The 14,035-nt window shown below is 40.1% G+C and carries 26 protein-coding genes; all 26 read right to left on the reverse strand.

Translation table 11 applies throughout. From position 1 onward, the window contains the following. Nucleotides 1-7 precede the first annotated feature (7 nt). The 26 genes from WMO37_RS04580 to rpsC all read right to left on the reverse strand — a co-directional run bounded on the left by WMO37_RS04580 (nucleotide 8) and on the right by rpsC (nucleotide 13,994). Nucleotides 8-859: an energy-coupling factor transporter ATPase gene (locus WMO37_RS04580; protein WP_022432692.1), complete on the reverse strand. Its 852-nt coding sequence runs from the start codon at nucleotides 857-859 to the stop codon at nucleotides 8-10. Between the two features lie 84 nt (nucleotides 860-943). Continuing rightward, the gene (locus WMO37_RS04585) at nucleotides 944-1,480 is read right to left on the reverse strand and encodes a bL17 family ribosomal protein (RefSeq protein ID WP_022432691.1); all 537 of its coding nucleotides are present in this window, start codon (nucleotides 1,478-1,480) and stop codon (nucleotides 944-946) included. Between the two features lie 165 nt (nucleotides 1,481-1,645). Then, the gene (locus WMO37_RS04590) at nucleotides 1,646-2,614 is read right to left on the reverse strand and encodes a DNA-directed RNA polymerase subunit alpha (RefSeq protein ID WP_022432689.1); all 969 of its coding nucleotides are present in this window, start codon (nucleotides 2,612-2,614) and stop codon (nucleotides 1,646-1,648) included. Nucleotides 2,615-2,760: 146 nt separating this feature from the next. After that, nucleotides 2,761-3,354, reverse strand: a complete 594-nt coding sequence (rpsD, locus tag WMO37_RS04595) for a 30S ribosomal protein S4 (protein ID WP_022432688.1) — start codon at nucleotides 3,352-3,354, stop codon at nucleotides 2,761-2,763. 19 nt (nucleotides 3,355-3,373) lie between these two features. Further along, nucleotides 3,374-3,769 (reverse strand): 30S ribosomal protein S11, encoded by a 396-nt coding sequence (gene rpsK / locus WMO37_RS04600; protein ID WP_022432687.1) that lies wholly within the window; start codon nucleotides 3,767-3,769, stop codon nucleotides 3,374-3,376. Between the two features lie 34 nt (nucleotides 3,770-3,803). Further along, complete coding sequence (rpsM, locus tag WMO37_RS04605) at nucleotides 3,804-4,178, reverse strand: 30S ribosomal protein S13 (protein ID WP_022432686.1); 375 nt, start codon at nucleotides 4,176-4,178, stop codon at nucleotides 3,804-3,806. Nucleotides 4,179-4,428: 250 nt separating this feature from the next. Continuing rightward, nucleotides 4,429-4,542 carry a 50S ribosomal protein L36 gene (gene rpmJ, locus WMO37_RS04610; protein ID WP_003022746.1) on the reverse strand — a complete coding sequence of 38 codons (114 nt, stop codon included), beginning with the start codon at nucleotides 4,540-4,542 and terminating at the stop codon, nucleotides 4,429-4,431. Between the two features lie 139 nt (nucleotides 4,543-4,681). After that, nucleotides 4,682-4,900 (reverse strand): translation initiation factor IF-1, encoded by a 219-nt coding sequence (infA, locus tag WMO37_RS04615; RefSeq protein WP_022432685.1) that lies wholly within the window; start codon nucleotides 4,898-4,900, stop codon nucleotides 4,682-4,684. 3 nt (nucleotides 4,901-4,903) lie between these two features. Continuing rightward, nucleotides 4,904-5,182 (reverse strand): KOW domain-containing RNA-binding protein, encoded by a 279-nt coding sequence (locus WMO37_RS04620; protein WP_022432684.1) that lies wholly within the window; start codon nucleotides 5,180-5,182, stop codon nucleotides 4,904-4,906. Nucleotides 5,183-5,408: 226 nt separating this feature from the next. Further along, nucleotides 5,409-6,167, reverse strand: a complete 759-nt coding sequence (map, locus tag WMO37_RS04625; protein WP_022432683.1) for a type I methionyl aminopeptidase — start codon at nucleotides 6,165-6,167, stop codon at nucleotides 5,409-5,411. 7 nt (nucleotides 6,168-6,174) lie between these two features. Then, nucleotides 6,175-6,819 (reverse strand): adenylate kinase, encoded by a 645-nt coding sequence (locus WMO37_RS04630; protein ID WP_227090602.1) that lies wholly within the window; start codon nucleotides 6,817-6,819, stop codon nucleotides 6,175-6,177. 73 nt (nucleotides 6,820-6,892) lie between these two features. Then, entirely contained in the window at nucleotides 6,893-8,215 is a 1,323-nt protein-coding gene (secY, locus tag WMO37_RS04635) for a preprotein translocase subunit SecY (RefSeq protein WP_022432681.1), read from the reverse strand. Next, nucleotides 8,215-8,655 carry a 50S ribosomal protein L15 gene (gene rplO, locus WMO37_RS04640; protein WP_227090601.1) on the reverse strand — a complete coding sequence of 147 codons (441 nt, stop codon included), beginning with the start codon at nucleotides 8,653-8,655 and terminating at the stop codon, nucleotides 8,215-8,217. The genes secY and rplO overlap by 1 nt, the downstream gene beginning before the upstream one ends. 26 nt (nucleotides 8,656-8,681) lie before the next feature. Continuing rightward, nucleotides 8,682-8,867 carry a 50S ribosomal protein L30 gene (rpmD, locus tag WMO37_RS04645; RefSeq protein ID WP_022432679.1) on the reverse strand — a complete coding sequence of 62 codons (186 nt, stop codon included), beginning with the start codon at nucleotides 8,865-8,867 and terminating at the stop codon, nucleotides 8,682-8,684. 46 nt (nucleotides 8,868-8,913) lie between these two features. Beyond that, nucleotides 8,914-9,423: a 30S ribosomal protein S5 gene (rpsE, locus tag WMO37_RS04650; RefSeq protein ID WP_022432678.1), complete on the reverse strand. Its 510-nt coding sequence runs from the start codon at nucleotides 9,421-9,423 to the stop codon at nucleotides 8,914-8,916. Between the two features lie 18 nt (nucleotides 9,424-9,441). Continuing rightward, complete coding sequence (rplR, locus tag WMO37_RS04655; protein ID WP_022432677.1) at nucleotides 9,442-9,810, reverse strand: 50S ribosomal protein L18; 369 nt, start codon at nucleotides 9,808-9,810, stop codon at nucleotides 9,442-9,444. A gap of 18 nt (nucleotides 9,811-9,828) precedes the next feature. After that, the gene (gene rplF, locus WMO37_RS04660) at nucleotides 9,829-10,371 is read right to left on the reverse strand and encodes a 50S ribosomal protein L6 (RefSeq protein ID WP_022432676.1); all 543 of its coding nucleotides are present in this window, start codon (nucleotides 10,369-10,371) and stop codon (nucleotides 9,829-9,831) included. A 30-nt stretch (nucleotides 10,372-10,401) separates the two neighbouring features. Next, on the reverse strand, nucleotides 10,402-10,797 hold the full coding sequence (gene rpsH, locus WMO37_RS04665; RefSeq protein WP_022432675.1) for a 30S ribosomal protein S8: 396 nt from the start codon (nucleotides 10,795-10,797) through the stop codon (nucleotides 10,402-10,404). Nucleotides 10,798-10,916: 119 nt separating this feature from the next. After that, entirely contained in the window at nucleotides 10,917-11,102 is a 186-nt protein-coding gene (locus WMO37_RS04670; RefSeq protein WP_005613006.1) for a type Z 30S ribosomal protein S14, read from the reverse strand. Between the two features lie 18 nt (nucleotides 11,103-11,120). Further along, nucleotides 11,121-11,660, reverse strand: a complete 540-nt coding sequence (rplE, locus tag WMO37_RS04675) for a 50S ribosomal protein L5 (protein WP_022432674.1) — start codon at nucleotides 11,658-11,660, stop codon at nucleotides 11,121-11,123. 22 nt (nucleotides 11,661-11,682) lie between these two features. Further along, on the reverse strand, nucleotides 11,683-11,994 hold the full coding sequence (rplX, locus tag WMO37_RS04680; protein WP_022432673.1) for a 50S ribosomal protein L24: 312 nt from the start codon (nucleotides 11,992-11,994) through the stop codon (nucleotides 11,683-11,685). An 11-nt stretch (nucleotides 11,995-12,005) separates the two neighbouring features. Next, nucleotides 12,006-12,374: a 50S ribosomal protein L14 gene (gene rplN / locus WMO37_RS04685; RefSeq protein WP_022432672.1), complete on the reverse strand. Its 369-nt coding sequence runs from the start codon at nucleotides 12,372-12,374 to the stop codon at nucleotides 12,006-12,008. 48 nt (nucleotides 12,375-12,422) lie between these two features. Continuing rightward, a complete protein-coding gene (gene rpsQ, locus WMO37_RS04690) occupies nucleotides 12,423-12,680 on the reverse strand; it encodes a 30S ribosomal protein S17 (RefSeq protein WP_022432671.1) in 258 nt (85 codons plus the stop codon). Nucleotides 12,681-12,707: 27 nt separating this feature from the next. Next, nucleotides 12,708-12,908 (reverse strand): 50S ribosomal protein L29, encoded by a 201-nt coding sequence (gene rpmC / locus WMO37_RS04695; RefSeq protein WP_022432670.1) that lies wholly within the window; start codon nucleotides 12,906-12,908, stop codon nucleotides 12,708-12,710. Beyond that, a complete protein-coding gene (gene rplP / locus WMO37_RS04700) occupies nucleotides 12,898-13,335 on the reverse strand; it encodes a 50S ribosomal protein L16 (RefSeq protein WP_022432669.1) in 438 nt (145 codons plus the stop codon). The genes rpmC and rplP overlap by 11 nt, the downstream gene beginning before the upstream one ends. After that, complete coding sequence (gene rpsC, locus WMO37_RS04705; protein ID WP_022432668.1) at nucleotides 13,335-13,994, reverse strand: 30S ribosomal protein S3; 660 nt, start codon at nucleotides 13,992-13,994, stop codon at nucleotides 13,335-13,337. The genes rplP and rpsC overlap by 1 nt, the downstream gene beginning before the upstream one ends. Between the last annotated feature and the right edge of the window lie 41 nt (nucleotides 13,995-14,035).

Genomic DNA, 14,035 nt, shown 5'->3' on the forward strand with positions numbered 1-14,035 from the left:
ACACATTTTATTTCAACTTCATAAGTTCGTCAATCAATTCCTGATTGGTCAGGATTCCGCTGCGTATCGGAACGCCGCTTCTGCTTAATTCATAAGCCAGCTCTGTCACCTGCGGAACATCAAGCCGTAGCTGCTTTAATTCTTCTACCCTTGAAAAAATCTGGCGCGGTGTGCCTTCCATCACAACTTTTCCTTCATCCATCACAAAAACACGGTCGGCATCAATGACTTCTTCCATATAATGTGTAATCAGAATAACCGTTACACCCTCTTTCCGGTTTAATTCATGCAGTACCCGCATGACATCTGCCCTGCCGTGTGGGTCTAACATTGCGGTCGGCTCGTCCAATATGATACATTTCGGCTTCATTGCCACAATTCCCGCAATCGCTACACGCTGTTTCTGTCCGCCGGATAATTTATTCGGCGACGCTTTCCGGTACTGATACATACCGACTGCCTTTAAACTGGCTGCGACACGTTCCCAGATTTCTTCTGTCGGTACACCGATATTTTCCGGTCCGAAACCCACTTCTTCTTCAACCAGCGTACAGATAATCTGATTGTCCGGATTCTGAAAAACCATGCCGGCACGCTGACGGACATCCATGACGTTGTCTTCATCGGAAGTATCCAGTCCGTCTACTAAAATCGTCCCTTCTGTCGGAAAAAGAAGGGCATTGATATGTTTTGCAAATGTGGATTTTCCGGAGCCGTTGTGACCTAAAATGGCAATAAATTCTCCCGGCTGGATATCCATGTTAACGTGGTCCACGGCAGTTGTAATACCTTCCACATTGCCTTCTTCATCACGTCTGATATATTCAAATGTAAGGTCTTTTGCTTTTACGATTCCCATAATTCTCCTTATATTTCTGCAATATGTACAAAAAGGAAGCTATGCATCCGAAAACACATAGCTTCCCAATCATCTACAATAAAATTATACTAACTCAAGAAGTACTTCCATTGCAGCATCGCCTTTTCTTAAACCAATCTTAACGATTCTTGTATAACCACCCTGACGGTCAGCATACTTTGGAGCGATTTCATCAAATAATTTATTTGTAAGGTCAACTGTCTTTGTATTCTTCTTTCTTCCAGCAGCAGCTGTCGGAACTTCTGTTACCTTGTAGAGAACCTTATCCATCTGCTTTCTAGCATGAAGTCTTGAAGGTAAATCCTTCTTGATTTCCTTTTCTACAGTATCATAAACAGTAACTTTCTTACCGTCTACAACTTCCTTCACTCTCTTGCCTTCAGAATCCTTCTTCGGAACCTTTGCAGAAACTGTAACTGTTTCGTAGTTATCCTTTTCCTTTACAGCAAGTGTGATAAGCTTTTCAGCCATCTTGCGAACTTCCTTCGCTCTTGCTTCTGTTGTAACGATCTTACCGTTTTCGATTAATGCTGTAACCTGACTTCTTAATAAAGCCTTTCTCTGGCTTGAATTTCTACCAAGCTTTCTATACTTTGCCATTTTAAACCTCCATTTGTAACCCATATACATGCGCGTATGGACTTACTGCATATGCGTTTTCTCTACAAATATTCTACTATGAACGCGGATCTGCCGCATTACATACAACTACTTTACCGAACGTGTCTTTCACGCTCTGAATGGTCTGCCCTGTGGCAGTCTGCATTAGTCTTCGTTTGGACTAAGCTGTAAATTTAACTCTTTTAACTTTAAAAGTACTTCGTCTAATGACTTCTTACCAAGATTTCTAACCTTCATCATGTCATCAGGTGTCTTATTGCAAAGCTGCTCAACCGTATTGATGCCGGCTCTCTTTAAGCAGTTGAAAGAACGAACTGATAATTCAAGGTCTTCGATACTCATAGACAGTACCTTGCTTGATTCATCTTCCTGCTGTTCTACCATAACTTCTGCCTTTGCAGCATTTTCTGAAAGATTAATAAACACCTTTAAATGCTCACTGAGAACCTTTGCGGCAAGGCTTAATGCCTCATCCGGTGCAATTGTTCCATTTGTGAAAATATCAAGTGTTAATTTATCAAAATCCGTATCCTGTCCAACACGTGTATTCTGTACAGACATATTTACACGTTCAACCGGTGTATAGATAGAGTCTACTGCGATAACACCGACAGGCTGGTCTTCTTTCTTATTCTTTTCTGAACTTACATAGCCTCTGCCGTTTGTAATTGTAAGTTCCATTGATAACTTGCAATCAGCACCGTTTAAGTGTGCAATTACAAGATCAGGATTAATAATTTCAATATCAGGGTCAACCTGAATATCAGATGCCTTAACGACACCTTCGCCTACGAAATCAATATGTGCTTCCTTCGGTTCTACTGAACTGCTGTTATTCTTAATTGCTAACTGCTTGATGTTCATGATGATTTCTGTCACATCTTCCTTTACTCCTGGAATTGAACTGAACTCATGAAGGACGCCTTCAATCTTGACACTGCTTACAGCAGTACCAACTAATGAGGAAAGCATAATTCTTCTAAGGGAATTACCAAGTGTTAAACCGTAACCTCTCTCAAGTGGTTCTACTACAAATCTACCGTACTTGCCATCTTCAGACACATCTGTCATCTCAATCTTTGGCATTTTGAAATTAAAATCTGCGTCAACCATGTATAGCCCCTCCTTTTGGGTTTTAAAAGTTTTATTCTTGCAATTGTCATTTTAGGATATTATCAGTATACTCCTAAACTTGCTGTATCAGCCACCGGAAAGTGATACCGAATCCTCTTTCCGACGACTGATAGCAACAATCTAAATTACTTAGAATATAACTCGACGATAAGCATTTCGTCTACAGGAACATCAATAGCTTCTCTTGTAGGTAACTGTACAACAGTTCCCTTCAGAGCATCTCTGTCAGCTTCGAGCCATTCTGGAACGAGTCTGCCGTTTGTAGCTTCAAGAATTTCCTTATATCTTGTTAAAGACTTAGACTTTTCTCTGATTTCGATTACATCGCCAGCCTTTACTAAGTATGAAGGAATGTTAACGCTCTTACCGTTTACAAGTACATGCTTGTGATCTACGATCTGTCTTGCTTCTCTTCTTGTTCTTGCGAAACCTAATCTGAAGATAATGCTGTCAAGTCTTGATTCGAGCATAACCATAAGGTTTTCACCAGTCATACCCTTCATCTTTTCAGCCTTCTTATAGTAGTTTCTGAAAGGCTTTTCTAATACACCGTAGATGAACTTAGCTTTCTGCTTTTCGCGAAGCTGCATACCATACTCGCTGATCTTTCTTCCGGCATTCTTAGCCTTTCTTCTTGATTTCTTATCTATTCCTAAATATACAGGATCTAAGTCAAGAGAACGACATCTCTTGAGCACAGGTGTTCTATTCACTGCCATCTTAACATTTACCTCCTAATTAAACTCTTCTACGCTTTGGTGGACGACAACCATTATGTGGAACAGGAGTAACGTCCTTGATACTTGTAACTTCAAGACCGCAAGCAGAAAGTGCACGAATAGCAGCTTCTCTACCTGAACCAGGTCCCTTAACCATAACGTCTACAGACTTTAATCCGTGAACTAATGCAGCCTTTGTTGCTGTTTCAGCAGCCATCTGTGCAGCGTAAGGAGTAGATTTCTTAGAACCTCTGAATCCAAGTCCGCCGGCACTTGCCCATGATAAAGCATTACCTTCTGCATCTGTTAATGTAACAATTGTATTATTAAAAGAAGACTGAATATGAGCCTGTCCTCTTTCAACGTTCTTCTTAACACGCTTCTTTGTCACTTTTTTTGTAACCTTTTGAGCCATTTCTAACCTAACCTCCTATTAAAAGTCTTCCTTATTACTTCTTCTTGTTTGCAACTGTCTTCTTCGGACCCTTGCATGTTCTTGCATTAGTCTTAGTCTTCTGACCTCTGCATGGAAGTCCTTTTCTATGACGGATTCCTCTATAGCAACCGATTTCTTTTAATCTCTTAATATTCATGGCAACTTCACGTCTTAAGTCACCTTCTACTAAATGTTCAGGATCTGCATCAATCACCTTAGCGATTCTTGCAACTTCCTCATCTGTTAAATCCTTAACGCGAGTATCAGGATTTACCTGAGCTGCCTCAAGAATCTTTGTTGCTCTAACTCGGCCGATACCATATACATAAGTAAGACCGATTTCAATACGTTTTTCTCTTGGTAAGTCTACACCTGAAATACGAGCCATGTGTTCTTTAACCTCCGTTAATCAAAAAATGAATAGTTATTTTCTTAATTCTTTGTAATCCAGACCCCATACGCAGCTCGTCATTGCTGACGCCTGAAATGTGTGCGCAGTTTTCATGAAATTACTTATATAAAAGCTATAAACCTTACAACATAGCCGAGCGGTTCATAGCTGCAGCCGCATTATTACGAATAAATATACCGATACCTGTGTGTATACCTATTCTAAAATGCACAAACAAGCCGGGTAATTAACCCTGTCTCTGCTTATGCTTTGGGTTTTCACAGATAATTCTGATGCTACCCTTTCTTTTAATGACTTTGCACTTTTCACAAATTGGTTTTACTGATGATCTAACCTTCACTGCAAAAGCCTCCTTTCAGACAAGTTCGTTATATATTGTAACACAAGTATTTTAAAAATAGCAAGAAAATTTTAGCATAATTTTATATAAATTATGCCGATATTTCCATGCATTTTTTATATAGTTTTACCAACCGTTTCTATTTATCTCTCCAGATAATTCTGCCCTTACTTAAATCGTATGGTGAAAGCTCAATTGTTACCTTGTCACCCGGTAAGATTCGGATAAAGTTCATTCTTAACTTTCCGCTGATGTGTGCAAGCACCTGATGTCCGTTTTCTAATTCTACCTGAAACATCGCGTTTGGAAGTTTTTCAACAACGGTTCCTTCGATTTCAATTACATCTGCCTTTGACATTTGTCATTCCTCCTTATTGCTGGAAATATAAAGTTTAATTGCTTTTTTTATATCTTCATTTTGAATGCTGATATGATTGTTATGCTTTGACTCTAAATTGCTGTCCTTTTTTTTGATAACCTGAATATGCTTTATTTTCTTTTTCTTCGGGCTGTCTATAAGCTTATTCTTACCGTCCGTCAAATATGCATACTCAGAATCCATCTTTTTTATGATATATACAGTTTCTTTGTCATGTCCTGCAAGAGATTTTGCAAAACACCATTGTAATTCTTCATTCATAGAAAATCTCCTGTATTCAAGATTTTATGATATCAGGGTCAAAAGGTCTAAACCCACATGAGCTTGCTCATAGGTGGGTGAATGACCTTGTGACCCGCCCCAATATGAGCATAAAAGTGGGATGATAGTCCCACGATATGCGAATATTGGGTAGGATTGTGGGAGTGCGCAGCACGGAACAATCCGTAGATATCATAGTTGGGGGCTTTTGACCCCAACATCGATTTTATTCTTCTACCAGAGATAATATCTCCGGTCCGTTCTTTGTAACAAGCACTGTATTTTCATAATGGGCCGCTAAAGAATGATCGGCAGTCACTACTGTCCAGTCATCGTCAAGCCATTTCACTGCATATCCGCCTGCCGCAACCATCGGCTCTATGGCAAGTGTCATACCTTCGTAAAGCTTAATACCTCTGCGCTCCTGTGTGAAATTCGGTATCTGCGGGTCTTCGTGGAGTTCTGTTCCGATTCCGTGTCCCACCAGATCACGGATCACGCCGTACCCGTAGCTTTCATTGTATGCAGCAATTGCATTTGAAATTTCATGTAAATGACAGCCTTCTTTTGCAAACTGAATGCCTGTAAAAAAACTCTGTTTTGTAACTTCAATCAGCTGCTGTGCCTCTTTGCTAATCTCTCCGACGCCGACTGTTCTTGCGGCATCTGAGTGATACCCTTTATAAATAACACCTGCATCCATGCTGACGATATCTCCCTCGTGAAGAATCCGCTTCTTGGATGGAATTCCATGAACCACTTCTTCATTCACGGATACGCAGATGGATGCCGGAAACCCGCCGTAGCCTAAAAATGACGGTATGCAGCCGTAGCTGCGGATCATTTCCTCGCCAAGCTGGTCAATCCGGTGTGTTGTCATTCCGGGTTTAATTTCTTTGGAAAGTTCATTTAAAACCGTTCCGAGAATCTTTCCTGCTTCCCGCATTAATTCGATTTCCCTGTTGGACTTTACTGAAACTGACATTGCTTCACTACTTTCCTAATATCGTTACGATATCATTAAATACATCTTCCATATCCTTTGTTCCGTCTACTTCTGCTAAAACGTTCTTCTTTGCATAGTAGTCGATCAACGGCTGTGTCTGTTCATGATATACAGAAAGTCTGTTCTTTACGGTTTCCGGCTTATCATCATCTCTTAAAATCAGCTTTTCGCCGCAGGCATCGCAGATACCTTCTACCTTTGTCGGATTGTACTTGATGTGGTAAGTTGCTCCGCAGCCTACACATGCACGTCTGCCTGACATTCTGTTGATGATGTTTTCGTCCGGAACTTCAACATTAATTGCGAAATCCACTTTTTCACCATTTGCGGCAAGGGCTTTGTCGAGTGCTTCTGCCTGTGGAATTGTACGTGGGAATCCATCTAATACATAACCGTTTGCACAGTCTGCTTCTTTGAATCTGTCCATAATTAAATCAACAACCAGTTCGTCCGGTACCAGCTCACCCTTATCCATATAAGTCTTTGCCTTCTGTCCGAGTTCTGTGTTGTTCTTAATATTTGCTCTGAAAATATCTCCTGTAGAAATATGCGGAATTGTATATTTCTCAGCAATCTTCTTAGCCTGTGTACCTTTACCGGCACCAGGAGCACCTAACATAATGATTTTCATTTTTTTCATACCCTTCCTTATATAGACAAACGACTCGCCCAGCGAATACACCAGGCAAGTCATATCGTTTTAATTATTCGCTTAAAAATCCTTTGTAATAACGATTACACATCTGTGCTTCAATCTGCTTTAAAGTTTCAAGAACAACACCAACAATAATGATGATAGATGTTCCGCCAAACGATACGCTGGCATTAAAGAAACCGGAACACAAAATTGGAATTAATGCAATAATCATCAGACCGATTGCACCAATAAATACAATGTAATTTAAAATGTTATTCAAATATTCGCTGGTTGATTTACCCGGTGTAATACCAGGAATCACACCACCGGCTTTTTTCATGTTGTCAGCAACTTCCACCGGATTGAATGTAATAGATGTATAAAAATATGCAAATACAACAATTAATACAACATATAACAGTAATCCTAATGAATATTTCGGTGCTGCAACTCTGCACCAGTAAGATGAGCTTAAGTACTTCGCCCACTCATGTGTTGTGCTTGAGAAAAGCTGCGCTATAATAACAGGGAACTGCATCAGGGATGATGCAAAAATAATCGGCATAACGCCTGCTGTATTCACTTTCAGCGGAATATGGGTAGACTGTCCGCCCATTGATCTTCTGCCTGTAATCTTCTGTGAATACTGTACAGGGATTCGTCTTTCGCCGTCCTGTAAAAAGCAAACTAAAACTACTACAGCAAGTAAAATTGCCAAGATAATTGCAGCGGCAAGAACACCTCTTGCAATTGTCTTAGATGCTACAAATGTATTGTAAAGTGTTGCAAAGTCACTTGGCATACCTGAAATGATATTAATCAAAAGTACGATTGAAATACCATTACCAACACCATTTTCAGTAATGCTTTCACCAATCCACATCAGTAAAGCAGAACCAGCCGTAAGTACTGCGATAACTACAATAATAGATGTCACATAATGCAATGTACTCATGTCTTTATAGTCTTTGATGAGTCCCTGTCTGCCGAATCCGATAGCCATGGCAATACTTTCAACTAAAGCAAGACCGAGTGTGACATATCTTGTAATGGAAGCAATTTTCTTCCTGCCGTCCTCTCCCTCTTTCTGCATTTCTTCCAGCTTTGGAATCGCAATTGTAAGAAGCTGCATAATAATGGAAGAAGTAATGTATGGTGTTATGCTCAATGCGAACAGGGACATTTTTTCAAATGAACCACCTGTAAACGCATTAAGATAACTCATGTCGCCGCTAGTAATATCGCTCAAAAGCGTACTAAAATATTCCGTATCAACACCAGGAATAGGAAGCAAGCTTCCTATTCTTACTACAACAAGCATCATTAATGTATAAAGCAATTTTTTTCGAATGTCTTTATTCTTGAATGCGTTGACCAGTGTTTTTAACATTAGATCACCTCGCAGGTTCCGCCGAGCGCCTCAATCTTTTCCTTTGCTGAAGCACTGAAAGCGTTAGCCTTTACGTTGAGCTTCTTTGTGAGTTCGCCGTTACCAAGAATCTTTACGCCATCCTTAGGATTCTTAACGATTCCTGATTCGATTAATGTATCAACTGTTACGTCAGCACCATTATCAAACTTTTCTAATGCACTGATGTTGATTGCTACGATTTCCAGACGGTTTCTGTTCTTGAAACCTCTCTTAGGAATTCTTCTGTATAATGGCATCTGGCCACCTTCGAAGCCTAATCTTGGAGCTCCTGAACGAGCCTTCTGGCCCTTATGTCCCTTACCGGCTGTCTTACCGTTTCCTGAACCGTGTCCACGACCTCTTCTGAAATTATCGCTCTTTACTGAACCTTCTGCAGGTCTTAAATTAGATAAATCCATCATTGCACCTCCTTATTCAAATTTTATTAGATTTCTTCTACCTTTAACATATAACCAATCTGCTGAATCTGTCCTCTTGTTGAAGCGTTGTCTGGAAGTTCAACTGTCTTATGCATCTTGTTGAGTCCCATAGCTTCAACGGTTCTTCTATGCTTCGGAATCGCACTGATTGGTGACTTTACTAAAGTTATTCTTAACTTCTTATCAGCCATTTTCAACCTCCGTCTGCCGCGTCAAACCCGCAGCGCTATCAATCAATTAACCTAAAATTTCTTCTACAGATTTACCACGAAGTCTTGCTACTTCTTCCGGTGTCTTCATTGCCTGAAGGCCGGCGATTGTTGCAAGAACAACGTTCTGCTTATTGTTAGAGCCGAGTGACTTTGTACGGATATTCTTGATACCTACAAGTTCAAGAACTGAACGAGCAGGACCACCAGCGATAATACCAGTACCTTCTGGAGCTCTCTTTAATAATACAGTAGCGCCTCCGAATTTACCGATGAAATCATGTGGAACTGAACCGTTCTCATCGATTGGAACCTCTACTAAATGCTTAATGGCATCTTCTTTTCCCTTGCGGATAGCTTCAGGAATTTCAGCTGCCTTACCAACACCTGCGCCAACGTGTCCGTTGCCATCTCCGACAACTACGAGTGCTGCAAAACGGAAGTTACGACCACCCTTTACAACCTTTGTTACACGCTTGATTGATACTACATTATCATTTAATTCTAACTGACTAGCATCAATTATTGTACGTTTCATACTGTATCTCCCTTCTGCCTAGAATTCAAGGCCAGCTTCTCTAGCTGCCTCTGCCAATGCTTTTACTTTTCCTTCATATACAAAACCGCCTCTATCATAGACAACAGTTGTGATACCTTTTTCTAACGCTCTCTTAGCAACAACTGTACCAACTACTGCAGCTGCATCAACGTTATTTGTCTTTTCACATTCAGCCTTAACTTCCTTATCAAGTGTAGATGCTGAAACAAGTGTCTTTCCAACTGTATCGTCAATAATCTGAGCGTACATATGATTATTGCTTCTAAACACAGCTAAACGTGGTCTTGCTGCAGTACCACTGAAACGATTACGTAATCTTCTATGTTTATTTTCACGAACTACTGCTCTTGACTTCTTACTAACCATTTTTGTTCACTCCTTTAATTATTTCTTACCAGTCTTACCGACTTTACGTCTGATAACTTCATCAGCATACTTAATACCCTTGCCCTTGTAAGGTTCCGGAGCTCTCTTTGCTCTGATTTCAGCAGCATACTGGCCAACTTTTTCTTTATCAATACCCTTAACAACGATGATGTTCTGACCATCGAGAACTGTTTCAAGTCCTTCCGGATCTTCCATTTCAACCGGATGAGAGTAACCTAAAGATAATACTAACTTCTTACCCTGCTTCTGAGCTCTGTAACCTACACCGTTAACTTCGAGCTTCTTTTCGTAACCTTCTGTTACACCGATTACCATGTTGTTAATTAATGTTCTTGTTAATCCATGTAATGACTTCATTTTCTTTAAGTCATTCGGTCTTGAAACAACGATTTCAGAACCTTCCATTTTAATGTCCATCTCTGAAGGTAAAACTCTTTCAAGAGTTCCCTTAGGACCTTTTACAGTCACTTTATTATTTTCTGCAATCTCAACAGTAACACCTGCCGGGATAGCGATAGGCATTTTTCCTATACGTGACATGCCGTGCACCTCCTAAATTTTATGAATAAACTACCAAACGAAAGCGAGTACTTCGCCACCAACATTAAGCTTTCTGGCTTCCTTGTCAGTAACTACACCCTGGTTTGTTGAAATAATAGCAATACCGAGTCCACCGAGAACCTTTGGCAGTTCGTCCTTGCTTGCGTAAACACGAAGACCTGGCTTAGAAATTCTCTTCAGTCCGGAAATAATCTTTTCGTTCTTATCCTTACCATACTTTAATGTGATATGGATATCCTTGAAGTTACCGTTATCAACGAGTTCGTAAGCCTTGATATAACCTTCGTCTAAGAGAATCTTAGCGATGGAAAGCTTCATCTTTGATGATGGTACATCAACTGTATCATGCTTTGCTGTGTTAGCATTACGGATTCTTGTAAGCATATCTGCGATTGGATCTGTCATTTTTTTATATCCTCCTTAAAATTCACCGGTTTCCTGCTTTGCAGGACTACGTTAAATGGTTTGCATTAAAGGAACACGGCATACGCCGTATCTCTCTTTAATGCTGTACGATTTTCATCTTACCAAGATGCTTTCTTCACACCTGGAATCTGACCTTTGTATGCTAATTCACGGAAGCAAATTCTGCAGATTCCGTATTTTCTTAAATAAGCATGTGGACGTCCACAGATTCTACAACGAGAATACTCTCTTGTAGAGAACTTAGGTGCTCTCTGCTGCTTAATCTTCATTGAAGTCTTAGCCATTGAATTTCCCTCCTATTATTATTTCTTGAATGGCATGTTGAACATTCTCAACAATTCACGAGCTTCTTCATCAGTCTTAGCGGTTGTTGTAATGATTACATCCATACCTCTGACCTTGTCAATCTTATCATATTCGATTTCCGGGAAGATAATCTGCTCTTTGATACCTAATGCATAGTTTCCTCTGCCGTCGAATGAATCAGCGCTTACGCCTCTGAAGTCACGTACACGAGGTAATGCAAGGTTTACAAGTCTGTCTAAGAATTCATACATCTTCTCACCACGAAGTGTAACCTTACAACCGATTGCCTGACCTTCTCTTAACTTGAAGTTAGCAATTGAATTCTTTGCTCTTGTAAGAACTGCTTTCTGACCTGAAATTGTTTCCATTTCCTTAACTGCAGCATCGAGAAGCTTTGAATTTTCCTTTGCTTCACCAACGCCCATGTTGATTACAATCTTGTCGATCTTCGGAACCATCATCGGATTCTTGTAACCAAACTTTTCTGTCATCTTCTTTGTAATTTCGTTATCGTATAACTCTCTAAGTCTACTCAAAATTTATTGCCTCCTTCCTGTATTAATCAATAACTTCGCCAGTTGCCTTTGCAACACGAACTTTCTTTCCGTCCTTAAATTCGTAGCCAATCTTTGTTGTCTTGCCTTTTACGACATACATGATATTAGAAATATCGATTGGCGCTTCCTGGTGGAGAATTCCACCCTGCTGATTAGCTGCGCTTGGCTTCGCATGCTTTGTTACCATGTTTACGCCCTCAACTAATGCTGTATGGTTCTTTGCATTGACAGACATTACTTTGCCTTCTTTGCCTTTGTCTTTTCCTGCGATAACCTTAACAGTATCGCCCTTCTTAATTCTTACAGCTGACATTGTGGCACCTCCTATAATACTTCCGGAGCCAGAGATACAATCTTCATGAAGTGTGCATCTCTTAACTCTCTTGCTACTGGTCCAAAGATACGAGTTCCTCTAGGAGTCTTGTCATCTTTAATAATTACTGCAGCATTTTCATCAAATCTAATATATGAACCGTCTTTACGGCGTGCGCCCTTTACAGTACGTACGACTACGGCCTTAACAACATCGCCCTTTTTAACAACGCCGCCTGGTGTTGCTTCTTTAACAGTAGCGACAATAACATCACCGATATTTGCATATCTTCTTGTTGAGCCACCCATAACTCTGATGCAAAGAATTTCTTTAGCACCTGTGTTATCAGCAACCTTAAGTCTGGTTTCCTGTTGTACCATAATACTACCCCTTTCAGTAATATCAATTTTAATTCTAACTTATTAAAATTATTTAGCTCTGCTGATAATTTCAACTAATCTCCATCTCTTATCCTTAGATAAAGGTCTGGTTTCCATTACCTTAACAACATCACCGATTAAACATTCATTGTTTTCATCGTGAGCTTTTAACTTGTATGTTCTCTTAACGATTTTATTGTAAAGTGGATGCTTTACGTTGTCTTCTACTGCAACAACGATTGTCTTATCCATCTTGTTGCTTACAACTCTGCCTGTTCGAGTCTTTCTTAAATTTCTCTCTTCCACAGCCAATTCTCCTTTCTTAGGAATAAATTATGCATTCTTCTGAGCAATTACAGTCTGGATTCTAGCAATATTCTTTCTTACTTCTTTGATTCTGCTTGTATTTTCCAACTGATTTGTTGCGTTCTGAAATCTTAAATTGAAAAGTTCCTTTTTAGCAGCTACTAATTCTTCGTTTAATTCTGCAGCTGATTTTGCCTTTAAATCTTCTACATATTTATTAATTTTCACTGTTATCACCGCCTTCTAAGTCTGCACGTGAAACCACCTTACACTTGCAAGGGAGTTTGTGTGTTGCAAGACGTAACGCTTCTCTTGCAGTTTCTTCAGGGACACCTGAAATTTCAAACATTACACGTCCAGGTTTAACTACTGCTACCCAGCACTCCAAGTTACCTTTACCTTTACCCATTCGAACACCGATAGGCTTACCTGTTACCGGCTTATCTGGGAAAATTTTAATAAATACTTTACCGCCACGCTTGATATAACGTGTCATAGCAATACGGGCTGCTTCTATCTGATTTGACTTAATCCAGCATGGTTCTGTTGCAACGATACCATATTCACCATTTGTAATCTTGTTGCCTCTTGTAGCCTTACCAGCCATTGAACCACGGAACTGTCTACGATGTTTCACTCTCTTAGGTAGTAACATTACTTATCGCTCCCTTCCTTGTTTGTCTTTGTTGGAAGTACCTCACCTTCATAGATCCATACCTTAACACCAACTTTACCATAAGTTGTGTTAGCTTCTGCAAAACCATAATCGATATCTGCACGGAGTGTCTGAAGAGGAATTGTACCTTCGCTATAGAACTCTGTACGAGCCATATCAGCACCGCCGAGACGACCTGAACAAGATGTCTTAATACCCTTAGCACCCTGCTTCATTGTTCTGCCCATGCAGGACTTCATAGCTCTTCTGAAAGAGATACGGTTTTCCAGCTGCTGTGCAATATTTTCTGCAACAAGCTGTGCGTCTTTATCCGGTCTTTTTACTTCCTTGATGTCGATGCTTAATCTCTTAGCAGATGTAAGCTTTTCAACCTGCTTCTTAAGTGCTTCGATTTCAGCACCACCCTTACCGATAACAACACCCGGTTTAGCTGTGTGGATGATAATCTTAACTCTGTCTGAAGCTCTCTCTATTTCAATTTTTGAAATTCCTGCTGCATATAACTTGTTCTTGAGGAATTTTCTGATGTTATAATCTTCTACAAGGTTATCTGCGAAGTTGTCTTCTGCATACCATTTTGAGTCCCAGTCTTTGATAACGCCGACTCTCAAACCATGAGGATTAACTTTCTGTCCCATGTAAATCTCCTTTCTGTTTTACCCGAGGGTGTATGTTATGC

Origin of the sequence: Lachnospira intestinalis (genome assembly GCF_040095895.1) — a bacterium.
GTDB lineage: Bacteria > Bacillota > Clostridia > Lachnospirales > Lachnospiraceae > Lachnospira > Lachnospira intestinalis.